Raw genomic sequence first — 24,970 nt, forward strand, 5'->3', positions numbered from 1 at the left:
TCGCGCTGACGGCGCGTCAGCGACCGGTCCGACGGGTCAGCGCCTTGACCGCCTCGACCAGCAGCAGCACGACCACCGCGGCCCCCGCGGCCAGCCCCCAGTCACGCAGCCCGATCGGTGCGGACTCGAACCAGCCGTGCATGAACGGGGCGTAGGTGAAGACGAGCTGCAGCGCCAGCAGCACGCCCACGGCCAGCCAGACGACGCGGTTGCCGACGAGCACGCGCGGCGTGAGGCTCGAGCGGCCGAGGAAGCGGCAGGACAGCAGGAACGCGACCTGGCCGAGCACCAGCACGGTGACCGCGGACGTCTGCGCGACGCCGTCGCCCGCGCCCAGCTGCTTCTCCGCGAGGTACACGGCGAGCGTCGCACCGCCGATCAGCAGCGACGCCGCGACGACCAGCACGAGCGCCCGGCGGGACAGCACAGGTTCGCGCGGGGAGCGCGGCGGGCGGTCCATGATCCCCGGCTCGGCCGGCTCGTAGGCGAGCGCGAGGGACAGCGTCACGGCCGTGACGAGGTTGACCCACAGGATCTGCACCGGCGAGAGCGGCAGGGCCAGCCCGAGCATCACCGCGACGAGGATGACAAGCGACTGCGCGCCGTTGGTCGGCAGCAGGAAGACGACGGACTTGCGGATGTTGTCGTAGATCCGCCGGCCCTCCTCGACGGCACGCTCGATGGTCGCGAAGTTGTCGTCGGCGAGGACGATCTCCGCCGCCTCCTTCGTCGCCTCCGTGCCCTTGATGCCCATCGCGATGCCGACGTCGGCGCGGGTGAGCGCGGGGGCGTCGTTGACGCCGTCGCCGGTCATCGCGACGACCTCGCCGTGGGACTGCAGCGCGCGGACGATGCGGATCTTGTGCTCCGGGCTCGTGCGCGCGTACACGTCGACGTCGCGGACCCGGGTGCGCAGCTCCTCCTGGCTCATCGCCTCGAGCTGGGCGCCGGTGAGCGCGTCCACCTGCTCCCCGGCCGGGACGATGCCGAGCTCGCGGGCGATCGCCACGGCGGTCCCGACGTGGTCGCCGGTGATCATCTTCACGGCGATGCCCGCGCGGTGGCACTCGGCGATGGCCGCGACCGCCTCGGGCCGGGGCGGGTCGACGATCCCGACGACGCCGAGCAGCACGAGACCGTCGGCGACGTCGTCGACCGCGACGTGCGCCGCGGGGGACGCGGCGTCGCGGTACGCCACCGCGAGGACGCGCAGCCCCTGGCCGCCGAGCGCGTCGACCGTCGCCTCCCAGTGCGCGACGTCGAGCGGCCCCGGCGCGCCGTCCGGGCCGCGCTGCGCGACGGCCCGCTCCAGCAGGCGGTCCGGGGCCCCGACGACGTGCAGGCGCAGCGCGCCGCCCGGCAGGCGGTCGAGGGTCGCCGAGAACTTGTTGGCCGACTCGAACGGCAGGGCGGCGAGCCGCTCGGCACCCTCCACGTCGGCCCCCGCCTTGAGCGCGAGCGTGCGCAGCGCACCCTCGGTGGGCTGGCCGACGACCCGCCAGTGACCGGCGTCGTCCGCGACCACGCGGGCGTCGTTGCACAGCGCCGCCGCCTCGACCAGCGCCCGCAGGTCGCCGTGCACGGCGAGGGGCGCGGCCGCCCCGTCGTCGCGCGTCACGCGGCCCGCCGGCTCGTAGCCCAGGCCCTCGACGTCGTAGGTGCCGGCGGCGGTGACGACCGTGCGCGCCGTCATCTCGTTGCGCGTGAGGGTGCCCGTCTTGTCCGAGCAGATGGTGGTGACCGACCCCAGCGCCTCGACCGCGGGCAGCTTGCGCGTGATCGCGTGGCGGCGCGCCATCTGCTGCACGCCGAGCGCGAGCGTCACCGTGACGAGCGCCGGCAGGCCCTCGGGCACGGCGGCCACGGCGAACCCGATCGCCGCGGAGATCAGCTCGGGCGGGTCCCAGGCGTGGATGACGCGCCCCACGACGAGCATGAGCGCCGCCATCGCGAGGATGCCGCGCGAGAGCAGCGTGCCGAGCCGCGTGAGCTGGCGCTTGAGCGGCGTCTCGGTGCGGTCGACGTCGGCGATGAGCGACTGGATGCGGCCGATCTCGGTGCCGCCCCCGGTGGCGGTGACGACGGCCACCGCGGTGCCGGCTGCGACGATGGTGCCGGAGAAGAGCATGCTCGAGCGGTCCCCGACACCGGCGTCGGCACCGACCGGCGCCACGTCCTTGGCGGCGGGCACGGACTCGCCGGTGAGCGCGGACTCGTCCACCTGCAGGCCGGTGGCCTCGAGCAGGCGCGCGTCGGCCGGCACCTTGTCGCCCGAGCGGACCCGCACCACGTCCCCGGGCACGAGCGCCTCCGCGTCGACGGCGGTCCAGGACCCGTCCCGCAGCGCGGTCGCCTCGAGCGAGAGCATCGTGCGGATGCCGTCGAGCGCCCGCTCCGCCTGCCCCTCCTGCACCATGCCGACCACGGCGTTCACGACCGCGACCACGAGGATCACGGTGAAGTCGACCCAGTCCCCGAGGAACGCCTTGAGCACGGCGGCCGCGAGCAGGATGTAGATGAGGACGTCGTCGAAGTGCCGCAGGAACCGCACGACCGGGTGGGGCCGCGGCGGCGTCGGCAGCCGGTTGGGCCCGTGCTCCCGCAGCCGGCGGGCGCTCTCGTCGTCCGTGAGCCCGCGGGGCCGCGCCCGCAGCGCCCGCAGCACCTCGTCGGGGGTCCCCGCCCACGGGGCCGGGGGCCCGGCGGGGCGGTGGTGGTGTCGGGGCTGGTCGCGCTCATGCCTCACCTCGGGTGCGCCGGACCGGACCCTGCCAGCGTGGCACCCGCGGACGCTCCTGTCCTGGGTCGGAGGTCCGGCCGGGGCCGGCGGGCGCTGCCCCGCACCGCGCGGGGGAGCTGCACGGGCGTGACCGGCGTCAGTCCGCGTAGCCCACGGACGCCCACAGGTGCGTCGCGGCCCACCCCCGCCACCCCGCCCACGCCAGACCCGCCGCAGCGACGTCGCGCGCGTGCGGCACCGCCAGCGCCCGGCGCAGCACCAGGTCGCCCGACGGGAAGGCGTCGCGGTCGCCGAGGGCCCGCAGCGCGACCACGTCCGCCGTCCACGGCCCGACACCGCGCAGCGCGAGCAGCGCGCGTCGCACCTGCCCCACGTCGGCGCCGGGCGCCAGCGCGAGCCCGTCGGCGCACGCGACCGCGATCGCGTGCACGGCGCCGGCGCGGGCGTGCGGCACGCGCAGGACCGCCTGCAGCGTCACGGGGTCGGCCGCCGCGACCGCCTCCGGCGTGGGGTACGCGCGCAGACCGCTCGGGTGGGGCCGCCCGTAGGCCTCGGCCAGGCGGGCACCCAGCGTGCGCCCCGCGCGCAGCGACACCTGCTGCGTCAGCACCGCCTGCACCGCGGCCTCGAAGCCGTCCGGGTGCCCGAGCACCCGCAGGTGCGGACGGGTGCGCAGCAGGGGGCCGAGCACCGGGTCGGCGCCGAGCGCGGCGTGCACCGCGTCGAGGTCGTCGTCGACGCCGAACCAGCGCGCCAGCAGGCGACGCAGGGCCGCGTCGGTGCCGTCCGGGGGCGTGCCCGGGCCCGCCACCTGTGCCGTGGCACCGTCCGGTGCCAGGGTCACGGTCACCGGGACGGGGCCGGCCCCCAGGTCGACCAGCCGCCGCACCGTCCCCGCGGCGGCGTCGACCTCCTCGACCCCCGGCACGGCCCGTGCGGCGACCGAGGACAGCGCGGGGAGCGGGTCGAGGCGGGCGGCGGCGTGCACGCCCGCCACGGTACGGGCCGGTGCCGACACCCGGGCCGGAGCCGGCGTCCACCCTGCGGAGCCGGCCGTCCTCATGCCGGGACGGTGAACGTCCACCCCTCGGCCCGCAGGCGGGGCACGAGCCGCGCGACCGCCTCGACGGTCTGGCTGCGGTCGCCGCCGCCGTCGTGCAGCAGGACGATCCCGCCCGGCACCACGCCGCTCAGCCGGCGGACCAGCTCCTCGACCCCTGGCGGCTCCCAGTCCCACACGGCGAGCTGCCACCCCAGCGGGCGCATGCCGAGCTCCCCGGCGACGGGGATCGCGCGACCCCAGTGGCCGAACGGCGCCCGGAAGAACGGGACGGGGGCGTCCGGCACCGCGGCCCGGATCGCCGCGAGCGTGCGCTCGAGGTCGCCGCGCACCGCGTCGGGCTCCCACTCCTCCAGGTCGTCGTGGTGGAACGAGTGGTTGCCCAGCACGTGCCCCTCCCGGACGATCCGCCGCACGAGGTCCGGGTGCGCCTGCGCCTGCTCCCCGACGAGGCAGAAGACGGCGCGGACGTCCTCGCGTGCGAGCACGTCGAGCAGCGCGGGGGTGTCCGGCGGGTTCGGGCCGTCGTCGAACGTGAGGACGACCGTGCGGGCGGGGGCGGGGGAGGGGACGACCTCGAGGACGTCGCCGCGGGAGAGGGGACCGGTGCTCACGGCGCCCATCCTCCCGGTCCGCCGTCCCGCGTCGCCGACGAACCGACCGTCAAGGGCGGGTACGTGGCAGGTCGAGAGCAGGTCGCTCGTTCGAGATGCGCGGGTGAAGTGACGGTGCCATGCTGCAGGAAGCCGATCGGACCACAGCCGACCGGCCGCCCGCGGGTCACGACCTTCACGTCCGTCCGCGCACGAAGAGGGTCCGGCGAGAGCCGGGCCGCCCGTCAGGGTCAAGGAGTCCGCCACGCCTCGTGCCGGCGAGACGGCTCCTGCACCGGGTCCCGCCCCCAGCGCCGGGGGCGGGACCGGGTCGTTCTTCCTAACCTGGACGTGTGCCCGGTCTGCTCCACACCCCTGCGCCTCCTCCCGCCCCGCTCCGCGCCGCCGCGACCCCGAGCCCGTCGCCCGAGGTCGTCGAGGTCGTGCGTGACGTCGGCACCGTCGTGGTGCCCCTGCTCGCCGTGGCCGGCGGCGTCGTCGTCGGCTACCTGCTCGCGACGGCCGTCGGCGCGCTCGTGCGGCGGCTGGCCCCGCGCAGCGTGCTCGCCGCCGACCTCTCGCGGCGCTCCCGGCGACCGCTGCGCGTCACGCTGCTCGTCGTCTCGGTCTGGGTCGCGCTGCGCCTGAGCACCGACCCGTCCGACGCGTGGCGACCGGGCGTGGAGCACGCGCTGCTCATCGCCACGATCGTCGCCGTCACCTGGCTCGTGGGGTCGCTCGCGTTCGTCTTCGAGGACCTCGCCCTCCAGCGCTACCGCGTCGACGTCAAGGACAACCGGCACGCGCGCCGCGTGCGCACGCAGGTGCAGGTGCTGCGCCGCATCACCGTCGCGGTGCTCGTCGTCATCGGCGCCGCCGCCGTGCTGCTCACGTTCCCGGGCGCGCGTGCGGTTGGCGCGAGCGTGTTCGCGTCCGCGGGCCTGCTGTCGATCGTCGCGGGCCTGGCCGCGCAGAGCTCCCTCGCGAACGTCTTCGCCGGCCTGCAGCTCGCGTTCACGGACGCCATCCGGGTGGACGACGTGGTCGTCGTGGCGGACGAGTGGGGCCGCATCGAGGAGATCACGCTCACCTACGTCGTCGTGCACGTGTGGGACGACCGGCGGCTCATCCTGCCGTCGACGTACTTCACGACGACCCCGTTCGAGAACTGGACCCGCCGCGCCGCGGAGCTGCTCGGCACCGTCGAGCTCGACGTCGACTGGGAGGTGCCGGTGGAGGCGATGCGCGCCGAGCTCACGCGGCTGCTGTCCGTCACGGACCTGTGGGACGGGCGCGTCGGCATCCTCCAGGTCACCGACGCCGTCGGCGGGGTCGTGCGCGTGCGGGCCCTCGCGAGCGCCGTCGACGCCCCCACCCTGTTCGACCTGCGCTGCTACGTGCGCGAGGGACTCGTCGCCTGGCTCCAGCGCGAGGCGCCGCAGGGCCTGCCGCGCACCCGGTGGGAGGGCGGCGAGGCCCCGCTCCGTGCGTCGGGCGTCCCGACCCCGCCAGGCACGCAGGCGCCGACGCCGACGGGCGGCCGGCCGCGGCACGACGGCCCCGAGCCGCCGCCGGCCCCCTCGGCCCGGCCCGTCGAGGGTCGCGTCCGCACACCGTCCCGGCCGGGGCAGGGGGCGACGGTCGTCCTGCCGGTCCCCGGCGAGTGGGCGTCCGACGACACCCAGCGCCTGGCGCCGGCGGGTCAGGACGCGCGGCTGTTCACCGGCAGCATCGACGCCGTCGCGCGGTCCCAGGCGTTCTCGGGCCCCGGCCAGGAGGCCATCGACGAGCGGGAGCAGGCCGCGAGCGGCGGCGTGCCGACGGTCGAGGGGCCCGCGCACGGCGACCGGCCCCGCCCGTCAGCGGACGCGGACGCCCCCGGTGACGGCCTCGGGGACGCGCCGGGCGGCCCGCCCGTCCACGAGGGGCGCGGCGGACCCGTGCCCGGCGGGCACGAGCCCGAGACGCGCACGCGGCCGCAGCCCCGCCTCGAGGCGGCGGGTGAGCGGCCCACCCCGCCGACGCGTCGGTCCACGCGCACGCGCGGCGAGAGCGACCCGGGGAGCGAGTGACGCAGCGTCGGCCGGGTGCCGGCGCCGTGTCGACGCGGTACCGGCGTGGCCGGCGTGGTGCCGACGCGGTGCGGACGCGGTGCGGACGGGTGCGGACGCAGTGCCGACGCGGTCGCGACGTCGCGCCGCGGACGGGCGCCGTCAGGACGCCGCGACCTGCGCGCGCGTCGCGCCGGTGAGCCGCGCGACGACCGCGACCGCCTGGTCCCAGTACTTCGCGTAGTGCTGCGGGTCGGCGTTGCGCTGCACGGCGTGCGCGACGAGCGTCGGCGCCATGGCGTCCCGGCCGCCCACGCGCGCCAGCGCGCGGAAGAAGCTCGTCGCGCTCGCGGTCGGGTCCATGCGCTCGGCGTACGTGCCCCACGCCCCGTTGTCGCGCTGCTGGAACAGCCCGCGGCTGTCGGGACCCGCCGCGTCCCCGCGGTCGAGCACGCGCAGCGAGGACTCGCCCATCGCCGTCATCACGCCGATCGCCTGGTCCCGCAGCGACAGGCCCGTCGCCGCACCGGCCGCGACGACCGCGCGTGCGTTGCCGACCTGCTCCGCCGTGAGCCCGGGCACGTCCGGCAGGGCCCCGGCGGCCGTCCCCGGCCCCTGCGGCGAGGTGGCCTGCGCGACCTGCGACGCGAGCGCGGCGGCGAAGCCGTCGCCGCCCGTCGTGCCCGTGGCCCCCGCGGGGGTGCGGACGCGGTCCGTGGCGACAGCGACGCCAGCGTCTGCTGGATCGCGCCGACGCGCGCCCCGATCGCGGTGATGCCCTCCACGCGTCCTCCCGTCCCCGCTGCCCATCGGCCGGCTGGTGGCCGTCCTGAGCGCACGGGTGCGGGAAGCCGGTCAGCCGAGCGCGCGCTCGAGCCTGCGCGCGACCCGCCGCACCGCGTCCCGCAGCTCGTCGGGCCCCACGACCTCGAACGGCACCTCGTACATCACGAGCATCGCGGCGAGCCCGTCCCACGACCACGAGCCGGTCACGAGGCGGGCGCGGTCGTCGGCGACGGGCTCGACCAGCGCGTCCCGCCCCGCCCAGCGCGCCACCTCGGCGGCGGGCAGGTCGAGCACGGCCTCGCCGCGGCACGGCCACGCCGGGCGTGCCCCCAGGCGCGCGGCGACGAACGCGGAGACGTCGCCGCCCGGCACGGTGCGTGCGGCCACCCGGGGTCCGGTCGGCGTGCGCGGCGACATGCGGTCCGCGCGGAACGTGCGCCAGTCGGACCGGTCGAGGTCGTAGGCGACGAGGTACCAGCGCCCGCCCCAGGTGACGAGGTGGTGGGGCTCGACGCGGCGTGGGGGCCGGAAGGCGCCGTCCCCGCTGCCCAGGACCGGTCCGCTGCCGCCCTCGTAGTCGAACCGCAGGACCTCGCGTGCGCGCACGGCGGCGCCCACGGCGAGCAGCACGTCGGGCGGCACGGCAGGTCGCGCAGGGCGCTCGTCGCGCGGGACGACGGTGACGGCGAGGGCGTCGGCCGCCGCACGCAGCCGCGCGGGCATGACCTGCCGCAGCGTGGCGAGGGCACGCCCGGCGGCGTCGTCGACGCCGTCCACGCCGGTGGACGCGGTCTGCAGGGCCAGCGTCAGGGCGAGCACCTGCTCGTCGTCGAGCAGCAGGGGCGGCATGTGGCTGCCCGCCTCCAGGCGGTAGCCGCCGTCGGGTCCCTTCGTCGCGTGCACCGGGTAGCCGAGCTCGCGCAGCCGGTCGACGTCGCGCCGCACGGTGCGGGGGCTGACGCCGAGGCGGTCGGCCAGCACCTCCCCGGGCCAGTCGCGCCGCGACTGCAGCAGCGACAGCAGCGACAGCAGGCGGGCGGACGGTCCGGACATGGCACCAGACTCGCACCGGTGGCGGACAGGACGTGACCGCTTCTGGCGCGCCGGGCAGCTCGGTCGTCCGGCTTCGCCGCCCCGCTCAGTCGTCCAGCCAGGGCGACCACCGACGGCGCAGCCCCCGGTCCAGCGCCGCCACCACCGCCGCCGCCGCGAGCCACGGCACCCACCGTCCGGACGGCTCCCAGAGCGCGGGTGCGTCCCACGACGCCCCGACCATCCCGAGGCCACGCTCGACCAGCCCGAGCAGGGCCGGCAGCTGGGCGACCGCGCCGACGGCGAGCACGCACCACGCGGCCGCCGCCACGAGCCGGCTCGCCGCCGGGTGCTCACGGTCCACCCGGTCGCGCCACGCCTCGGCGGTCCCGGGCAGCGGCTCGAGGTCGCGGGCGCCGTCCGGCGTCACCAGCCGCACGCGCCGCATGCCCCACGTGCTCAGCGCGGCCTCGACCCGCGCGCCGTCACCGAGGGGGAACCGCGCGGGGGAGCGGCGCTCGTCCACGAGCGTGCCGTCGCGGTACAGGCGCACGCGCTCGTCGGGGTCGAGGTAGTCGACGTCGACGACCCACTCGGCACCGACGTGGCGGACCCCGAACGCGCCGCGCCACAGCACGGACCACCCGCGGACCGGTCGGAAGACCCGGAGGCGGTCGGCGCGGTCGGGGTCCGGGGCGTGGTCGTCGTGGTCGTCCATGGTGCCTCCAGCCCACCCCGTCGACGCCCCGTCCGTCGTCCCGCGGACGGCCGAGACCGCGTCGACCACCTCCTCCGAAGGACGGAGCAGACGGCCCGCGGTGCCGGACAGGATCTGACCTCTTCCGGCGGGAACGTGGGGACGTCCCACCGCCGAACCGCCTCGCAGGGAGACCCGATGATCCGCACCCGAGGACTGACGAAGGACTTCGTCGTCAGCCGCACCGAGACCGTGCACGCCGTGCGCGGCGTCGACCTCGACGTCGCCCCCGGCGAGCTCGTGGCCGTGCTCGGCCCGAACGGCGCCGGCAAGTCGACGACCATGCGCATGCTCACCACGCTGCTGCGTCCCACGGCCGGCACCGCGACCGTCGCGGGCGCCGACGTGACGACCGCGCCGGCCACCGTCCGGCGGCGCATCGGCTACGTCGGGCAGGGCAACGGCGCCGGGCACGCCCAGCGCGTCGGCGACGAGCTCGTGGTCCAGGGCCGCGTGTACGGGCTCGACCGCGCGGGCGCCCCCCGTCGCGCCGGCGAGCTGCTCGACGCGCTCGAGCTCGGTGACCTCGCGCGCCGCAAGGTCACCGACCTGTCCGGCGGCCAGCGTCGCCGCCTCGACGTCGCGCTCGGCCTCGTGCACGCCCCGCGGCTGCTGTTCCTCGACGAGCCCAGCACGGGCCTCGACCCGCACACCCGCGCCAACCTGTGGCAGCACGTGCTGCGGCTGCGGCGCGAGCACGAGATGACGATCGTGCTGACGACGCACTACCTCGACGAGGCCGACACCATGGCGGAGCGGGTCGTCGTGGTCGACCACGGCCGCGTCATCGCCGACGACACCGCCGACGGCCTCAAGCGCGACCTCGCGGGCGACCGCGTCGAGCTCACCGCCGGCTCGCCCGAGGACGCCGCGCGGCTCGCGGCGCTGGTCGAGCGGCTGCCCGGCGCGCGCGAGGTCGCGGTGACGGGAGCGCACGTGTCGGGGCGGGTCGCCGACGGGCCGGCCTCCGTCCCCGCCGTCGTGCGCGCCGCGGACGCGGCCGGTGTCGGCGTCGTGGCGGCTCAGGCCGTCCGCCCGACGCTCGACGACGTCTTCCTCGCCCTGACCGGGCGCAGCCTGCGCGACGGCGGCCCCGCCGTCGCGGACCCCGACGAGCAGCAGGCGGCCGCGGCCGCCGGGAAGGACGCGGCATGAGCACGACGACGACGCAGGAGGCGGCGGGCGTCGACGCGCCCCCCGCGCCGGAGGTCCGCCGCTCGTGGTGGTCGGACGTGTGGCTCGTCATGGCCCGCGAGCTGCGGCCCGTGGTGCGCGAGCCGTTCTCGGTGGTGTTCGGGCTCGTGCAGCCGCTGGTGTTCCTCGCCCTGTTCGGCCCGCTGCTCGCGGGGTCGGCCGGCGGCGCGCTGCCCGGCGGCGGCGTGTGGCAGTGGTTCGTGCCCGGCATCCTCGTGATGACGACCCTGTTCGGCACGTCGACGACGGGCTCGAACCTGCAGTACGAGATGCAGACCGGCGCGCACGAGCGGCTGCTCGTGACGCCGCTGTCCCGCTCGTCGCAGCTCGTCGGCCGGTCCCTGAAGGAGATGGTGCCGCTGGTGGCGCAGGCGCTGATCGTCGTGGCGGTCATGCTGCCGTTCGGGTTCCGCCCGGACCCCGTCGGCACCGTCCTGGGGTTCGCGCTGCTCGCCGTCCTGGGCGTCGGTCTCGGCTCGCTCAGCTACGCCCTCGCCATCGCGGTGCGCAAGCAGGAGTGGATGTTCTGGGCCGTGCAGCAGACCGTCCTGTTCCCGCTGATGATCCTGTCCGGCCTGCTGCTGCCGCTCGAGAGCGGGCCGCGGTGGATGCAGGCCGCGGCCCAGGTGAACCCGCTGCGCTGGGTCGTCGACGCCGAGCGTGCGCTGTTCGCGGGGGACCTGACGGCGTCCGCCGTGCTGTGGGGTGTCCTGGCGGCGGCGGCGACCGCGGGGCTCGGCCTGGTCGTCGGGGTGCGGACGATCCTGCGCTCGGCGGACTGACCGCGACGCGTGGCGGCGTCCGCACCGGTGGGTCCGGTGCGGGCGCCGTCGTCCGCGGGGCGCGGCCGGGTCCGACCGTGGGCGGACCCGGCCGTGAGGACGTGACGCCCGCGGCCGGACGCGCGGCGCCGTTCCCGGACGCGACCCTCGGCACGTGACGTCCTCCACCCTCGCGCCCGCACGCCCCGCCGTCCCCTCCGCCACCCGCGGCGCCGCCCACGGCGCGCTCGCCGTCGTGGCCGGCCTCGCGTCCGGCGGCCTCACGTCCTTCGCGCAGACGTACCTGACCCTCCCCGGGGTGGCCGCACTCGCGAACGCCGTGAGCCCCTGGCTGGTGCTGCCCTTCCTGGCCGGTGCGACGGCGCGCAGCCGCCGCGGGGGCGCGCTGCTCGGGCTGCTCGCGTGCCTCGCGCAGGTGCCCGGGTACTACCTGACGGCGTCGCTGCGGGGCTACCCCGCGTCGCTGCCGTGGGTGCTGGTGTGGGCGGTGCTGGGCGTCGTCGGCGGCGCGGTCGCCGGGCTGGCGGGGCAGTCGTGGTGGCGCGGGGACGGTCGCGAGCGCGGGCGCGGTGCGGCGGTGCTCGTCGCGGTGTGGCTGGCCGAGGCGGTCGTGCAGTACGGCGTCGTGCTGCGGTACACCGCCGAGGCCGTGACGTTCGCGGTCGTGGGGGCGCTGGCGTTCGTGCTGCTGGGGCTGCGCCACCGGCAGCACGTGCTCGTGCTCACGTGGCTCGGGCCCGCGCTGCTCGCGGGGCGGGCGGCTTCCTCGCGCTGCACGCGCTCGCGTGACCTCACGCCGCGCTGTCCCGCGGCGTCTGCTCGGGTGGCGGCGCAGCGGGTGCCGCGATGTCGGGGGCGAGGGGCAGGATGAGGACGTGGACGTGACGACGGGGACGACGCGACCCGTGCCGGAGGCCGCCGTGCCGGAGGGTGCCCCGCAGGCGGGCCTCGTGCACGCCGTGCTGGGCTCACCCGTGGGGCCGGTCGTGGTCGCCGTGGAGGAGGGGGCGGTCACGCACCTGCGCCTGCCGCGCACCGACGGCACGCCCGCCGCCGACGACGTGGGGGAGCGCGTCGACCCGCGGGACGACCCGCTGCTGGCCGAGGCGGTGCGTCAGCTCACGGCCTACTTCGCGGGGGACCTGCGCGACTTCGACCTTCCCCTGCGGTACGCCGGCACCGCGTTCCAGCGCAAGGTCTGGGACGGCCTGCGGCGCATCCCGTACGGCACGACCACGTCGTACGGCGCGCTCGCGGAGTCGGTCGGCCTCGACCCGCGCACGACCGCCCGCGCGGTCGGCGCGGCGAACGGCGCGAACCGCATGGCGATCGTCGTCCCGTGCCACCGCGTCATCGGCGCGGGCGGGAAGCTGGTCGGCTTCGCCGCGGGGCTGGACCGCAAGCGCGCGCTGCTCGACCTCGAGCGGCGGGTCGTCGGCGGCCCCGCGCTGCTGTTCTGAGCCGGCGGGCCCGACGGTGACGGTGATGGTCGCCCTGCTGCGGGGCGTCAACGTGGGCGGCGCGACGAAGGTCCCCATGGCCGACCTGCGCCGCGTCGTGGCGGACAGCGGCTTCGGCGACGTGCGCACGTACGTGAACAGCGGGAACGTCGTCCTGACGTCGCCCGATCCGGACGCCGAGGCCGTCGCCGCGCGCCTGCGGGCCGCGTGCGCGGAGGCGTTCCCCGCGGTCCGGCCGGACGTCGTCGTGCGCACCGCCGAGGAGCCGCGCGGCGTCGTGGCGGGCAACCCGTTCCTCGACCGCGACGCCGACCCGACCCACCACCACGTCGTGTTCCTCCCCGGCCCCGGACCGGCGGCCGCACCCGACCTCGACGTCGCCGCGTTCCACCCGGAGGACCTGGCCGTCGGCCGACGCGAGGTCTACCTGTTCCTGCCGGGCGGGATGGGCCGCTCGCGGCTCGCGCAGCGCCTCGCGAGCCTGCCGGGTCCTGCCGGCACCGCCCGCAACTGGCGCACGGTGACGACGCTGTCGGCGATGGCCGACGCCCGCTCGGGCGCGTCTCCCCAGTCGGGCGCGGTGCCGGGGTGATGGTGGCCGGGCGAGTCGCGCAGCGGACCTCGGCGATCCCCGGTAGGAGCGGATCGCGTCGATGGCGCCGCGGGTCGCGGGGCGGTCGCAGCCGTTCCGGGATCATCGGGAGGTGGTCGAGGGGATCGTGTCCCGGTTTCGCCTGCACGGCGACCTGGAGAAGGCGCACCCGAACACGTCCGACGGACGACGAGTGCGACGGGTGACCCGGTGACGCGCATCCGGTGGGTCGGGGTCGGCGTGGGCGCCGCCCTCGCGCTCGGTGTCGCCGTGTGGGGGGTGGGCACGCTCCTCGAGGGGCGCGACGACATCCCTCAGGAGACAGTGCTGCGCGAGGACTCGGTCTTCGCGCCGTACCTCCCGAACGCCCGGGACATCACGTCGAGCACGTGTGACGACGTGTCGTGCCGCTGGGCGGTCGCGGCGGACACCGCGGACCTGCTGATGTTCAGGTCGCAGGACGACGCCCAGGCGTTCGTCGACGCGAGCGTGCAGGACGCCCGCCGCTCCGGGCGGATCGCCGTGGTGTTCACCTCCGACGCGCTCACCGCGCGGCAGCGCGACGAGGTGGTCGGCGGGCTCGACGGGCTGCACACGTCGGGCTGAGCGCCGTCCGGCGGAGCGTCGCGCCGTGCCGACCTGACTGTCCGCGCAGGCCGCGCGAGACCGCGGCGCGGCACGACGCCGACCCCGCGCGCCGCGTGGTCGGCCCGTAGGTCGAGGAGGCGGTCGGCGCGCCGGCCCGCAGCCGGCGGGCGAAGGTCTCCAGAAAGGTCGCGGCTCACGCCTGGGCCGCCGCGGGCTCGACCGCCGGGGACCGCCGGCGGGCGCACGCCGCGCCGGCCGCCGCGGCCAGCCCCGCCACCACGGCCCAGCCCACGCGCGCCGACGTGGCCGACGCGACCAGCAGCACCGCGGCCGTCCCGAGCGCGGTCCCGAGCTGGGCCGCGGTGTTGAGCACGCCCGCGGCCGTCGCGCGCAGGTGCTCCGCGACGCTGGTGCCCATGTCGTTGGCCGCGACGGACGAGGCGCCCAGGCCCAGGCCGCTGAGCGCCGCGGTGAGCGCGACCGCGGCCGGCGTGGCCCACGCGACCAGCACGGCGTTCGCGACGGCGACCAGCAGCAGCCCCGCGCCCATGGTCCGCCGCCACGTCAGCCGGGCGATGACCCGCGGTGCGAGCGCCGACCCCACGACCGCGAGCACGCTCACGCTCACGAGCGCCGACGCTGCGGCGAGCGGCGTCAGCCCGAGCTCGTCCTGCAGGTGCAGCGTCGCCACGGTCGCGGACGAGCTGGTCGTCGCCGTGTTCGCGAACGAGCCGAGGGTGCCCCAGCGGAGCCGCGACGACCCTCGTGCCTCGCGCGCCACGAGCGGCTCCCGCGCCGCGCGCTCGACGGCCACGACGCCGACGGTCGCGGCGGCGCCGGTGGCGAGGACCAACGCCCCGGTGACGACGGCCCCGCTCTCGGCGAGCAGGGTCGGACCGGCGACGAGCCCCATCGCACCGGTGGTCAGCAGCGCCGCGGACGTCCACGGCACGCGCACGTCGGTGCGCCGGGCGCCGTCGGCGGGGACCGCGAGCCGCACGGCCACGAGCAGGCCCGCCGCGAGCGCGAGCGTCAGCCAGAACACCGCCCGCCACGTCGCCACCTCGGTCACGGCCCCGCCCACCACGAACCCGGTGGCCCCGGCCGCGGCCCCCGCGGCGCTCCACGCCGCCACCGCGCGCCGGCGCAGCGGCCCCTCGGGCACGAGCGTCGTGAGCAGCCGCAGGGCCGCGGGCACCGAGGCGGCGGCGGCGACACCCTGCAGCGCCCGCGCGGCCGTGAGCAGCGCGACGCCCCCCGCCACGGCCCCCAGCACCGACGCCAGGCCGAACAGCACGATCGCCGCCAGCAGCACGCGCCGGTGCCCGAGCCGGTCCCCGAGGCGGGCCGCGACCATGAGCAGCCCGCCGAAGAACATCGCGTACGCGGTCACCACGAACGTGCCCTCGCCGGCGCTCGCGTCGAGGTCGCGCAGCATCGACGGCAGCGTCGTCACGACGACCGTCACGCCGAGCACGTCGACGAGCTGGACGAGGCACAGCGTCACCGTCACGGCGAGGACCCCGCGCGGGCCGGGGCCGGCGCCCGCGCGGCCGGTCGTCCCGCTCACCGGTCCGCGGGCAGGAACGCCGCCACGTCCCGCGCGATCCGCTCCGGCTCCTCGCCGTTCACCGCGTGCGACGCGCCCTCGTACAGGCTCACCGTGCCGTCCTGCAGCGCGCGCTCGGCGACCTCGACGGCCCGCGACGCGTCGTGCATGACCGACTCCTCGGCGACGATCGCGAGCACCGGCACGTCGATCCGCCCGAGGTCCTCCTCCGGCACGAGCGACGGCTGCGGCAGCCGCATGGCGTACCCCTGCATGCCGGCCTCGATCATCTCGGCCACCGGCACGTCCTCGACCGGGGCGCCGCCGGCCGTGTACGAGGCGAACGAGTCCCGCCACGCGCGCGGCAGCCAGGGCACCGACGCCGGCAGCGAGCGGACCGCGGTGCCGGCGGGGATGTCCGCGAACACCCGCACGGGGTCGACCAGCGTCAGGCTCGCCACCCGCTCGGGCGCGTGCAGCACGAGGTTGGTGGCCGTCCACCCCCCGATCGACAGGCCCACGAGGTGGAACGCGTCCTCGGGGAGCGCGGCGAGCACCTGGTCGAGCCACGCGGCCTGGTCGCCGTGGTCGCGGATCGGCCGTTCCTGCACGCTGCGCCCCGGCTCGCCCAGCAGGTCCAGGGCGTAGACGTCGGCGACGTCCAGCAGCGACGGCAGGTTGTCCGCCCAGACGGGCGTGCCGGACGCCGTGCCGGGCAGCAGCACGAGCGGCGTCGTCCGCGTCGAGGCACCGGCGAAGCGGTAGACCCGCACGACGCCGAAGTCGGTGCGGACGTCGCGCGTCCGCTCCGGCTCCGGCAGGTCGGCGAACGCCTCGTCGTACGCGGCGAGGTACCGGTCGTGCCCGTCGGCGCTGCGCCAGTGGCCCACGGGGGACGGCTGACGCAGGAGCAGCGCCACGACGAGCGCCAGGACGGCGACGACGCCGAGCGTGACGAGCCACCGGCGACGACGGCGACGCGGGGGAGCGGCGGCGGTCTCGGTCACGGCGACCTCCTCGCGGGGCGGCGGCGTCCTCGTCGACCGTATCGAGGACGGCGCGCGACGGCAGCGGCAGGGGGCCGCCCCTCCGGATGCAGCGCGCCGCGCCCGGTGCGACGGTGGACGCCGAGAGCGGGGGGCCCGTACCCACGAGGAGGCAGCGTGCGCGCACTGACCTGGCAGGGCCGCGAGAAGGTCACCGTCGAGACCGTCCCGGACCCGCGGGTCCAGGAGCCGACCGACGCGGTGATCCGGGTGACGTCGACCGCGATCTGCGGTTCGGACCTGCACCTGTACGGCGTGCTGGGGCCCTACCTCTCCCCGGGGGACGTGCTCGGCCACGAGGCGATGGGCGTCGTCGAGGAGGTCGGGCCGGAGGCCGCGGGCCGGCTGAAGGTCGGCGACCGCGTCGTCGTCCCCTTCGGCATCGCCTGCGGCACGTGCTTCTTCTGCACGCGCGGGCTGCAGTCCCAGTGCGAGACGACGCAGGTGCGCAGCCAGGGCAAGGGCGCGGCGCTGTTCGGGTACACCGAGCTGTACGGGAGCGTCCCCGGCGGGCAGGCCCAGTACCTGCGCGTGCCGCAGGCGCAGTACGGGCCCGTGGTCGTGCCGGACGACGGCCGCCCCGACGAGACGTACCTCTACCTGTCCGACGTGCTGCCGACCGCGTGGCAGGCCGTCGCGTACGCGGACGTGCCGCCCGGCGGGACGGTCGCCGTCGTCGGCCTCGGGCCGATCGGGCAGATGGCCGCACGCATCGCGCTGCACCGCGGCGCCGGCCGCGTCATCGGCATCGACCGTATCCCGGAGCGGCTCGCGATGGCGGCGCGGCACGGCGTCGACGTCCTCGACGCCTCCACGTGCGACGACGTCCCCGCGGTCGTGCGCGACCGCACGCAGGGCCGCGGCGCGGACGCCGTCGTCGAGGCCGTCGGCATGGAGGCGCACGGGTCGCCGGTCTTCGAGCTCGCGCAGAAGGGCGCCGGCTTCCTGCCCGACGCGCTCGCGAAGCCGTTCATCGAGAAGGCCGGCGTCGACCGGATGGCCGCGCTGCAGACCGCGATCGGTGTGGCCCGCCGCGGTGCGACCGTGTCGGTCGTGGGCGTCTACGGCGGCGCGATCGACCCGTTCCCGATGATGGACGTCTTCGACCGTCAGCTCACCGTCCGCTTCGGCCAGGCCAACGTGCGGCGCTGGGTCGACGACATCCTGCCGCTGGTCACGGACGACTCCGACCCGCTCGGCGTGCTGGACCTGCGCACGCACCGCGTGCCGCTGGAGCGCGCGCCGGAGTACTACGACGTGTTCCAGCGCAAGGCGGACGGCTGCATCAAGGTCGTGCTCGACCCCGCGGCCTGAGCGCCACGGCACGCGGGCAGGGCACGGGGACGAGGACGGACGGAGGCACCATGCGCGTCGTGGTCGTGGGGGCGAGCGGCAACCTGGGGACGGCGATCCTGCGCCGGTTCCGCGCGGACAGCACCATCACGTCGGTCGTCGGGGTCACGCGCCGCGCGCCCCGGCAGGCGCCGCCGCCGCCGTACGACGTCGCGGAGTGGGTGGCGTGCGACATCAGCGCGCGCAACGACGACGAGGAGACGGTGCTGCGCACGCTCGCCGACGCGTTCGCCGGCGCGGCCGCGGTGGTGCACCTGGCGTGGGCGATCCAGCCCAGCCACGCCCGCGCCTACCAGCGGCAGGTCAACGTCGAGGGGACGCGCCGCGTGGTCGAGGCCGCGCGCCGTGCCGGGGTCCCGCACCTCGTCGTCGCGTCGTCGGTCGGCGTGTACGGGCCGGCGGTGGACGACGACCTGCACGACGAGCTGTTCCCCGCCGTGGGCGTGCCGTCGTCGCGGTACAGCGTGGACAAGGCGGCCCAGGAGCGCGTGCTCGACGAGGCGGAGGAGGCGCACCCGGGCCTCGCGATCGCGCGCCTGCGGCCCGCGCTGGTGTTCCAGCGCGCCGCGGGCAACGAGATCAAGGGCATCTTCCTCGGCCCGTTCGTCCCCGCGCGCCTGCTCGACGGACGCCTGCCCGTGCTGCCGTGGCCGCGCGCGGTGCGGGTGCAGGCGGTGCACGCGGACGACCTCGCCGAGGCCGCCCGCGAGGCGGTGGTCCGCCAGGTGCGCGGCGCGTTCAACCTCGCGGGCCCGGGCATCCTGCGGGGGCCGGACGTCGCGGCGGTGCTGTCGCAGGCCAAGATCCGCGAGGTGCCGCGCCCGGTGGCGCGGGCGGCCCTGTCGGCCGCCTGGCACGCGCGTGTCGCACCGATCGACCCCGGCTGGCTGGACCTGGCGGGGTCGGTCCCGCTGCTCGACACGAGCCGCGCGGAGGAGATGCTCGCGTGGCGTCCCCGGTACACCGCGGTCCAGGCCCTGCAGGAGGTCGTCGAGGGCATGGCGCAGGGTTCGGGAACGGCGAGCCCGCCGCTCACGCCGCGCCGCGGCCGGTTCGTCCGGGAGGCCACGGACGCATGACCGCGCCCACGCCGTCCGTCACGCCCACCGCCGTCGACCCCGAGCGGTTCGTGCTCGGGGACCTCGACGCGCCCGTCACCGTCGTCGAGTTCGGCGACCTCGAGTGCCCGTACTGCCGCGCCGCGGGGCCGGTGCTGCGCCGGCTCGTCGAGGAGTCGGACGGCCGGGTCCGGCTCGTGTGGCGGCACTTCCCGCTGTTCCAGGTGCACCCGCACGCGCTCGCGGCCGCGCTGGCCGCGGAGGCCGCCGGTGCGCAGGGGCGGTTCTGGGAGCTGCACGACCGTCTGCTGGACCAGCAGGACCGCCTCACCGACGACGACCTGCGCGCGCACGCGACCGCGCTGGGCCTCGACCCCGACGACCTCGTGGGGAGCGGGCCGAGCGCTTCGCCGAGGCGGTGCGCGCCGACTACGCCGACGGGCTCGCACTGGAGGTGCCGGGCACGCCGACCCTCTTCGTCGACGGCGTGCGGTACCGCGGCCGCATCGAGCTCGACGCGCTGCGCGAGGTCGTCGACGCGCTCTGAGGCTGCGGCGCACCGGGCCCGGACGTCCCCGCGGCCGGGACCCGCCCCGGTGCGCGACGATGGGCGGGTGACCACCAGCGACGACGCCGCCCTGCCCCGCACCACCGCCCCGACGACGCCCGAGGGGCCGCCCGTGCCGCGCACGGCGCTGGTGACGGGCGCCGGTCGCGGCATCGGCCGCGAGCTCGCGCTCGGCCTGGCCCGCGCGGGGTACGCGGTGGGGCTCGTCGGACGCACCCGCTCCCGGCTCGACGAGGTCGCGGACGAGGTCCGCGCGACGGGCGCCGCGGTCGCCGTCGCCGCGGCGGACCTCGTGGACGCGACCGCCGTGGCCGACGCGGTCGCGCGCGTCGAGGCGGGGCTGCCCGGCGGCGTCGGGCTGCTCGTGAACAACGCCGGCGTGATCGAGGAGGACGAGCTGCCGTTCGCCGAGGACGACGTCGAGGACGTCTGGCGCGTCGTCGAGACGAACGTGCGCGGTCCGCTGCTCGTGACCCACGCGGTGCTGCCGGGCATGCTGGCGCGCGGCGGCGGGCGCGTCCTGCAGATCAACTCGGGGTCCGGGCACCGGGCGCAGCCCACGTACACCGGCTACACGGTGAGCAAGGGTGCGCTCGCGCGCTTCTCCACCCAGCTCGACCACCAGTACCGCAGCCGCGGCGTGCGGGTGCTCGACCTCGCCCCGGGCGTCGTGCGCACCGACATGACCCGCGGGATGCCGGTGCACGACGACCGCACCGACTGGACGGAGCCGGCCGAGGTCGTCGCGCTCGCGGTCGGCTTCGCCGACGGTGAGCTGGACGAGCTGTCGGGGCGGTTCGTGCGCGCCGGCGCCGACACCGTGGAGTCCCTGCGGGCGGCGACCCCCGCGATCCTCGCGGCGGACGCCCGCCGTCTGGCGCTGACGACGTGGGGGCCGGACGACCCGGTCGCCTGACGCCACGGCGAGGTGCTTGTCGCGCCGACGGTGCCGCAGGACACTGACGCCCGTGCAGATCCCTGCCGTCCGGCACCGCCGCGCCCTGCGGTGCGACGCCGTCACGGCCTTCGACACCTGGGTCCGGGACATCGCGCTCTGGTGGCACCCGGACTACACGCCCGACGCCGCCACGTTCCGGGACGCACGCGTCGAGCCGGTCGTCGGCGGTGCGGTCTCGTTCACCTGCGACGCGACGGGGACGGTCGTGTGGGGCAGGGTCGAGCAGGTCGAGCGGCCGCGGCTGCTCGTGCACACCTCGGTGCTCGGGCAGCCGGCCGAGCACCCGACCCGGATCCGCGTGGAGCTGGTCCCGTCGGCGGACGGCACGACGCTGCTGTTCGAGCACGGCGGGTGGCACCCGTCGCTCGCCGGGGTACGGCAGAAGTTCGGCGAGTGGCCGCTGCTCCTCGACCGGTTCGCCGCGCTGGCGGACAGCCGCGCCTGACGGCGTCAGCCCCCGACGGTCGGACCCCGCCACGGCAGCGGCGGCAGCTCGGTCGGCAGCCGCGGCGGGGAGCACAGCGGCAGCCGCTCGCCCAGCCAGCGCAGCAGCAGCGAGCCGGCGACGGCCGCCACCAGCGACCCCGCGAGCACGCCGATCTTCGCCTGCTCGAGCTGCACCGGGTCGTCGAACGCGAGGCCCGCGATGAACAGCGAGATCGTGAACCCGATGCCCGCGAGCACCGCGCCGCCCATGAGGTGGCCCCACCGCACGCGCCCCGGCAGCTCGCCGAGGCGCAGCCGCAGCGCGAGGCTCGCGGCGCCGGTGATGCCGATCGCGTTGCCGACGACGAGCGCGACCGCCACCGCGATCGTCAGCCGCGAGCGGAACGCGTCGGCGAGCGTCTCGGGGTCGAGCCGCACGCCGGCGTTCGCGAGCCCGAACAGCGGCACGACGACGAACGCGCTCCACGGGTGCAGGACGCGCTGCAGGCGGTCGCCCGTCGGCACGGCGGCGCGTCCCGCCCGCTCGGCAGCGTGCTCGCGGTCCGCGCCGCCCTCGTGCAGGAACCGTCGCGCGTGCGCCGCGACCGCCGCACGGCGGCCGTCCTGCGGCAGGGAGGTGGGCACGAGCAGCCCGACGAGCACCCCGGCGATCGTCGCGTGCACGCCCGACGCGAGCACGGCGGCCCACAGCGCGAGCCCCACGACGACGTACGGGGTGAGCTGCCACACGCCGCGCAGGCGCAGGAGCAGCAGCACGAGCACCAGCACCGCGGCCGCGGCGAGCGCCCGCAGGTCGACGTCGTCGGTGTAGAAGACGGCCATCGCCGTGATGGCGCCGATGTCGTCGACGATCGCGAGGGTCAGCAGGAACAGACGCAGCCGGTCGGGGCAGCGCGGCCCGAACAGCGCGAGCACGCCGACGAGGAACGCCGTGTCCGTCGACATGACCACGCCCCACCCGTGCGCGGCCTCGCCGCCCCCTCGACGAGCAGGAAGATCGCGACCGGCACGAGCAGGCCGCCGAGCGCGCCGAGCGCCGGGACCGCGACGGTCCGCGGGTCGCGCAGCTCGCCGCGCGTCACCTCCCGGTTGATCTCGAGGCCGACGACCGCGAAGAACAGCGCCATCGCCGCGTCGTTGACCCAGTGCTGCAGGTCGAGCTTGAGCCCGGCGTCGCCGAGGAACACGCCGGCGGGCGTGTGCCAGAACGCCGTGTACCCGTCGCGCCAGGGGGAGTTGGCCCACACGAGGGCGAGCACGGTGGCCGCGAGGAGCGCGACGGCGCTGCCGGCCTCGGTCGACAGGAACGCGCGCACCGACGGGGCGAGCGTGCCCATCCGGGCGCGCAGCGCGGGACGGGCGCCGCGCGCCGCCGCGGTCGTCGTCACAGGGCGGGGGAGGTCGGCGACGCGGGGACGTGGGCGCCGTGCCCCTGCGCCCGCAGCGCGTCGCGCAGCCGCTCCGCCGCCGCGTCGAGCGCCTCGGCCGGCACGTCGTGCCGCGCGTTCGCGAACGTCAGGCTCGACTCGTCCCACGCCGGGAGCACGTGCAGGTGCAGGTGCGGGACCTCGAAGCCGGCGACGAGCAGCGCCGCGCGCGGGGCCTGCCAGGCCGCCTGCTGCGCCCGGCCGACGGCCTTCGCGACGAGGACCAGGTGCGCGAGCAGGTCGTCGGGCGCGTCGGTCAGCTGGTCGACCTCGGCGCGCGGCACGACCAGCGCGTGCCCGTCCGTGATCGGCGCGATGGTCGTGAAGACCACGGCGCGGTCGTCCGCCCAGACGAAGCGGCCGGGGATCTCGCCGTCGATGATGCGCGTGAACAGCGTGCTCATGGGGTCACGCTAGCGGCCGACGCCGTCGTCGTCCCCGGGCACCGGGACGGGTGGGGGCGGCGCTGTCGAAACGTTTAATCGCCGGACGGGCGTTGTTCCCGACCAGGACCAACCCGTAGGAATCGGGTGTGCCTGCCCTCACCCCCTCCCGCCCCCGCCCCTCCCGCACCGCCGCCCTGCTGGGCGCCGCGGGCCTCGCCCTCGTCGCCGCGTGCTCCACGGGCACCCCCGACGAGTCCGCCGAGCCGGCGCCCACCGCGGCCGGCGACCAGCCGACGACGACCGTGCTCGAGAGCGCGCCGGTCACCATGACCCCCGTGGACCTGCCCGAGTGCCTGCCCGAGGGCGTCGCCGCCGCCGAGGTCGGCGAGCCCGGCGCCACGACCACCGTCGCGTGGGCGGGCGCGGGCGACCGCGGCGTCCTGCTCGCCCCGCAGGTGGACGGCGACGTCTGCCAGTGGGCCGAGGAGGTCGTGCGCCTCGCCGGCGAGGGCTACCTCGTCGCGACGTACTCCTGGGGCACCGGCGGCCGTGCGGCGTTCGAGCGCGGCGTCGAGCTGCTCCGGGCGACCGGCGCCACGCAGGTCGCGTTCGTCGGCGCGTCGGCGGGCGGCGCGCTGGCCGCGGGTCTCGCCGACGACCTGGAGGCCGCCGCGGTCGTCGCGCTCAGCCCGCCCGCCCAGTGGGAGGACGTCGACGCGCGCGCCGCGTCGAGCACCTTCACCGGTCCGCTGCAGGTGTTCGCCTCGACCGAGGACCCGCAGGTCCCGGCCGCCGACAGCGCCCAGGTCGTGCGCAACGACAAGACGTCGGTCGTCACCGAGGTCTCCGGCACCGCGCACGGCATCGAGTTCCTCGACGGCTACCACCTCGAGCACGTGCGCACCGTGGTCGACCAGTCGCTGCAGGAGGGCTTCGGCGCCTGACGCCGCCGGTGGCCCGGACGCGACGACGCCCGGCACCCCTGGGGGTGCCGGGCGTCCGCGCGCTCAGAGGTAGCGCAGCGGGTCGAACTCCTCGAGCGGGATGATCCGCAGGCGCGGCAGCTGGACGTTGAACGCCGCCACGTCCGTCTCCAGGTCGTAGGTCCGCAGTCCCCGCGCGGTCAGGGTGGCCAGCTGCTGGCTCGTGAACTCCCGGAACGCCAGCAGCCCCACCTGCCGGCCGCCGTCGACGAGCGCCTCGACCTCCGGGGCGAAGTCGCCGTCGTGGCTCGCCAGGAGCACGTCGCCCTCGCGCGCCGCGATCGCCTCCAGCGTCCGCTTGATGCCGATGTCGACGACCTTCTCGTACGACTCGCCGGCGAGCGGGATCGGCACGTAGCCGATCGCCGTCAGCGCCTGCACGAAGGACATCGGCAGGTTGCCGTTGGAGGCGTTGAGGAAGAACAGCGCCTTCACCGGCTGGCCCCACGCCTGCTGGGCGAACGTCAGGACCCGCTCCCACCGCGGCCGCTGCTCGGGCGTCGGGCGCCCGCCCAGGATCGAGGAGCCGAGGGTGGCGTCGATGTTCTCGCCGTCCACCAGCAGGTAGGTCGTGCCCGTGGGCGCCGCGTCGGTCATCGCCCCAGGCTAGACGCGCGTGGGCCGCGACGACACGAGGTCGTCGCGGCCCACCGTGTGCCGGACGGGCGTCAGCTTCCCGTCACGGCACGGTGCACGAGGCGCCGTCCGGCGGACGCGGTCGCGCCGGGCGTGGACGCCCGGTCACGACCCGAGCCCGGACCGCACGGTCCCGCCGGCCGGGATGCGTGCGTCCGGGGCGGCGTCCGTCGCCGACGCCCGCGTGCCGCTCTGCGTCGTCGCCCGGCCCCCGACGAGGAGCTGCCCCGCACCGCACCGTCCCCGGTCGGTCCCGGGCGGTGCCCGGCACGGGTGGGTGACATGATTCCTCCTCGTCGAGCTGCGACGACGACGAGGATGGGCGAGGCCTCGCGACGCCCGCGAGAGGTGAACCGTTTATGGTCGATAACGATCTCCATCCCGTCCCGACGGCCTCCGCGCACGCGGACGCGGCTGCCGTGCGCGCCTCGTCCGAGGCCTGGGAGGCGCTGTTCCGGGCGCAGGTGACGCTCCTGCGGCGCTTCGCCCGCGACGACGTCTGGGGCGGCCTGAGCATGCGCGAGTACGACGTGCTCTTCACCCTCTCCCGCGCCCCGGGCCGGGCGCTGCGCCTGCGCGAGCTGGCGGCGGGCAGCCTGCTCACGCAGCCCAGCCTGTCCCGGCTGGTCGAGCGGCTCGAGGAGACCGGCCTGGTCCGGCGCGGGCCCGTCGAGGGGGACCGCCGGGGCACCGCCGTCCACCTCACCGACGCCGGTGCCGCCCTGCAGCGCGAGATCGGGCGCCGGCACGTGCGCTCGATCCACGCCCTCGTGGGCGGTGCGCTCGACACCGACGAGCTCGCCACGCTGCAGCGGCTGTGCGACAAGCTGCGCCTCGCGCAGGCGGACCTGCCCGACCCCGGTCCGCGCCGCGCCACCGCGACGCCCTAGCGCGCGGCCACGGGGACCTCGGACCCACGCCGGC

The 24,970-nt window shown here is 76.9% G+C and carries 23 protein-coding genes and 1 pseudogene; 13 read left to right on the forward strand and 11 right to left on the reverse strand.

Annotated features, from left to right (window positions below):
• Positions 1 to 16 precede the first annotated feature (16 nt).
• The 3 genes from GC089_RS05710 to GC089_RS05720 form a co-directional block, all read right to left on the reverse strand.
• Entirely contained in the window at positions 17 to 2,746 is a 2,730-nt protein-coding gene (locus tag GC089_RS05710; RefSeq protein ID WP_155376821.1) for an HAD-IC family P-type ATPase, read from the reverse strand.
• Positions 2,747 to 2,876: 130 nt separating this feature from the next.
• Entirely contained in the window at positions 2,877 to 3,728 is an 852-nt protein-coding gene (locus GC089_RS05715; RefSeq protein ID WP_230685089.1) for a DNA-3-methyladenine glycosylase, read from the reverse strand.
• Positions 3,729 to 3,799: 71 nt separating this feature from the next.
• A complete protein-coding gene (locus tag GC089_RS05720) occupies positions 3,800 to 4,414 on the reverse strand; it encodes a polysaccharide deacetylase family protein (RefSeq protein ID WP_230685090.1) in 615 nt (204 codons plus the stop codon).
• Positions 4,415 to 4,746: 332 nt separating this feature from the next.
• Here GC089_RS05720 and GC089_RS05725 point away from each other — a divergent pair, with 332 nt between their 5' ends.
• On the forward strand, positions 4,747 to 6,465 hold the full coding sequence (locus tag GC089_RS05725; protein ID WP_230685091.1) for a mechanosensitive ion channel family protein: 1,719 nt from the start codon (positions 4,747 to 4,749) through the stop codon (positions 6,463 to 6,465).
• A 141-nt stretch (positions 6,466 to 6,606) separates the two neighbouring features.
• On the opposite strand, the gene GC089_RS05730 is transcribed toward GC089_RS05725, so the two are convergent.
• From GC089_RS05730 to GC089_RS05740, 3 genes are all read right to left on the reverse strand, one after another.
• A complete protein-coding gene (locus GC089_RS05730; RefSeq protein WP_155376824.1) occupies positions 6,607 to 7,026 on the reverse strand; it encodes a hypothetical protein in 420 nt (139 codons plus the stop codon).
• Positions 7,027 to 7,299: 273 nt separating this feature from the next.
• Entirely contained in the window at positions 7,300 to 8,283 is a 984-nt protein-coding gene (locus GC089_RS05735; RefSeq protein ID WP_155376825.1) for a YafY family protein, read from the reverse strand.
• Positions 8,284 to 8,368: 85 nt separating this feature from the next.
• The gene (locus tag GC089_RS05740; protein WP_155376826.1) at positions 8,369 to 8,980 is read right to left on the reverse strand and encodes a hypothetical protein; all 612 of its coding nucleotides are present in this window, start codon (positions 8,978 to 8,980) and stop codon (positions 8,369 to 8,371) included.
• 177 nt (positions 8,981 to 9,157) lie between these two features.
• Here GC089_RS05740 and GC089_RS05745 point away from each other — a divergent pair, with 177 nt between their 5' ends.
• The 6 genes from GC089_RS05745 to GC089_RS05770 all read left to right on the forward strand — a co-directional run bounded on the left by GC089_RS05745 (position 9,158) and on the right by GC089_RS05770 (position 13,653).
• Positions 9,158 to 10,174: an ATP-binding cassette domain-containing protein gene (locus GC089_RS05745; RefSeq protein ID WP_155376827.1), complete on the forward strand. Its 1,017-nt coding sequence runs from the start codon at positions 9,158 to 9,160 to the stop codon at positions 10,172 to 10,174.
• Positions 10,171 to 10,995, forward strand: coding sequence for an ABC transporter permease (locus GC089_RS05750; protein WP_155376828.1), 825 nt, complete (start codon positions 10,171 to 10,173; stop codon positions 10,993 to 10,995). The genes GC089_RS05745 and GC089_RS05750 overlap by 4 nt, the downstream gene beginning before the upstream one ends.
• Positions 10,996 to 11,149: 154 nt before the next feature.
• The gene (locus GC089_RS05755) at positions 11,150 to 11,866 is read left to right on the forward strand and encodes a DUF6518 family protein (RefSeq protein ID WP_155376829.1); all 717 of its coding nucleotides are present in this window, start codon (positions 11,150 to 11,152) and stop codon (positions 11,864 to 11,866) included.
• 4 nt (positions 11,867 to 11,870) lie between these two features.
• Positions 11,871 to 12,455: a methylated-DNA--[protein]-cysteine S-methyltransferase gene (locus tag GC089_RS05760; protein WP_370514077.1), complete on the forward strand. Its 585-nt coding sequence runs from the start codon at positions 11,871 to 11,873 to the stop codon at positions 12,453 to 12,455.
• A gap of 25 nt (positions 12,456 to 12,480) precedes the next feature.
• Complete coding sequence (locus GC089_RS05765; RefSeq protein ID WP_155376830.1) at positions 12,481 to 13,047, forward strand: DUF1697 domain-containing protein; 567 nt, start codon at positions 12,481 to 12,483, stop codon at positions 13,045 to 13,047.
• A 210-nt stretch (positions 13,048 to 13,257) separates the two neighbouring features.
• Positions 13,258 to 13,653, forward strand: a complete 396-nt coding sequence (locus GC089_RS05770) for a hypothetical protein (protein WP_155376831.1) — start codon at positions 13,258 to 13,260, stop codon at positions 13,651 to 13,653.
• Between the two features lie 175 nt (positions 13,654 to 13,828).
• On the opposite strand, the gene GC089_RS05775 is transcribed toward GC089_RS05770, so the two are convergent.
• Together GC089_RS05775 and GC089_RS05780 are read right to left on the reverse strand one after the other, a co-directional pair.
• Positions 13,829 to 15,205 (reverse strand): MFS transporter, encoded by a 1,377-nt coding sequence (locus GC089_RS05775; protein WP_155376832.1) that lies wholly within the window; start codon positions 15,203 to 15,205, stop codon positions 13,829 to 13,831.
• Entirely contained in the window at positions 15,202 to 16,191 is a 990-nt protein-coding gene (locus GC089_RS05780; RefSeq protein WP_196250836.1) for an alpha/beta fold hydrolase, read from the reverse strand. Before GC089_RS05780 ends, GC089_RS05775 begins: the two co-directional genes overlap by 4 nt.
• 156 nt (positions 16,192 to 16,347) lie before the next feature.
• Between GC089_RS05780 and GC089_RS05785 the strand changes: the two genes are divergently transcribed.
• Genes GC089_RS05785 through GC089_RS05805 form a run of 4 tightly spaced genes read left to right on the forward strand, consistent with a single transcriptional unit; the run spans position 16,348 to position 20,612 of the window.
• On the forward strand, positions 16,348 to 17,544 hold the full coding sequence (locus GC089_RS05785) for a zinc-dependent alcohol dehydrogenase (protein ID WP_155376833.1): 1,197 nt from the start codon (positions 16,348 to 16,350) through the stop codon (positions 17,542 to 17,544).
• 50 nt (positions 17,545 to 17,594) lie between these two features.
• Entirely contained in the window at positions 17,595 to 18,662 is a 1,068-nt protein-coding gene (locus GC089_RS05790) for an NAD-dependent epimerase/dehydratase family protein (RefSeq protein ID WP_155376834.1), read from the forward strand.
• The gene (locus GC089_RS18925; protein WP_230685092.1) at positions 18,659 to 20,125 is read left to right on the forward strand and encodes an SDR family NAD(P)-dependent oxidoreductase; all 1,467 of its coding nucleotides are present in this window, start codon (positions 18,659 to 18,661) and stop codon (positions 20,123 to 20,125) included. Before GC089_RS05790 ends, GC089_RS18925 begins: the two co-directional genes overlap by 4 nt.
• Before the next feature lie 52 nt (positions 20,126 to 20,177).
• Positions 20,178 to 20,612: an SRPBCC domain-containing protein gene (locus GC089_RS05805; protein ID WP_196250837.1), complete on the forward strand. Its 435-nt coding sequence runs from the start codon at positions 20,178 to 20,180 to the stop codon at positions 20,610 to 20,612.
• A gap of 5 nt (positions 20,613 to 20,617) precedes the next feature.
• Here the strand turns inward: GC089_RS05805 and nhaA are convergent.
• Positions 20,618 to 21,951, reverse strand: a pseudogene (gene nhaA, locus GC089_RS05810) (Na+/H+ antiporter NhaA).
• 47 nt (positions 21,952 to 21,998) lie between these two features.
• Positions 21,999 to 22,445 (reverse strand): HIT family protein, encoded by a 447-nt coding sequence (locus tag GC089_RS05815; RefSeq protein ID WP_155376836.1) that lies wholly within the window; start codon positions 22,443 to 22,445, stop codon positions 21,999 to 22,001.
• A 128-nt stretch (positions 22,446 to 22,573) separates the two neighbouring features.
• Between GC089_RS05815 and GC089_RS05820 the strand changes: the two genes are divergently transcribed.
• Positions 22,574 to 23,371 carry a hypothetical protein gene (locus GC089_RS05820; protein WP_155376837.1) on the forward strand — a complete coding sequence of 266 codons (798 nt, stop codon included), beginning with the start codon at positions 22,574 to 22,576 and terminating at the stop codon, positions 23,369 to 23,371.
• Positions 23,372 to 23,434: 63 nt separating this feature from the next.
• On the opposite strand, the gene GC089_RS05825 is transcribed toward GC089_RS05820, so the two are convergent.
• Complete coding sequence (locus GC089_RS05825; protein ID WP_155376838.1) at positions 23,435 to 24,007, reverse strand: NYN domain-containing protein; 573 nt, start codon at positions 24,005 to 24,007, stop codon at positions 23,435 to 23,437.
• A 398-nt stretch (positions 24,008 to 24,405) separates the two neighbouring features.
• Here GC089_RS05825 and GC089_RS05830 point away from each other — a divergent pair, with 398 nt between their 5' ends.
• The gene (locus tag GC089_RS05830; RefSeq protein WP_155376839.1) at positions 24,406 to 24,936 is read left to right on the forward strand and encodes a MarR family winged helix-turn-helix transcriptional regulator; all 531 of its coding nucleotides are present in this window, start codon (positions 24,406 to 24,408) and stop codon (positions 24,934 to 24,936) included.
• Positions 24,937 to 24,970 lie beyond the last annotated feature (34 nt).

The organism is Cellulomonas sp. JZ18 (assembly GCF_009720485.1).
Classification (GTDB): domain Bacteria; phylum Actinomycetota; class Actinomycetes; order Actinomycetales; family Cellulomonadaceae; genus Cellulomonas.

Coding starts and splice junctions, on each gene's coding strand:
- GC089_RS05735 (WP_155376825.1), bottom strand. CDS start 8,283: ATGTCCGGACCGTCCGCCCGCCTGCTGTCGCTGCTGTCGCTGCTGCAG.
- GC089_RS05765 (WP_155376830.1), top strand. CDS start 12,481: ATGGTCGCCCTGCTGCGGGGCGTCAACGTGGGCGGCGCGACGAAGGTC.
- GC089_RS05825 (WP_155376838.1), bottom strand. CDS start 24,007: ATGACCGACGCGGCGCCCACGGGCACGACCTACCTGCTGGTGGACGGC.
- GC089_RS18925 (WP_230685092.1), top strand. CDS start 18,659: ATGACCGCGCCCACGCCGTCCGTCACGCCCACCGCCGTCGACCCCGAG.
- GC089_RS05750 (WP_155376828.1), top strand. CDS start 10,171: ATGAGCACGACGACGACGCAGGAGGCGGCGGGCGTCGACGCGCCCCCC.
- GC089_RS05815 (WP_155376836.1), bottom strand. CDS start 22,445: ATGAGCACGCTGTTCACGCGCATCATCGACGGCGAGATCCCCGGCCGC.
- GC089_RS05740 (WP_155376826.1), bottom strand. CDS start 8,980: ATGGACGACCACGACGACCACGCCCCGGACCCCGACCGCGCCGACCGC.
- GC089_RS05790 (WP_155376834.1), top strand. CDS start 17,595: ATGCGCGTCGTGGTCGTGGGGGCGAGCGGCAACCTGGGGACGGCGATC.
- GC089_RS05830 (WP_155376839.1), top strand. CDS start 24,406: ATGGTCGATAACGATCTCCATCCCGTCCCGACGGCCTCCGCGCACGCG.
- GC089_RS05745 (WP_155376827.1), top strand. CDS start 9,158: ATGATCCGCACCCGAGGACTGACGAAGGACTTCGTCGTCAGCCGCACC.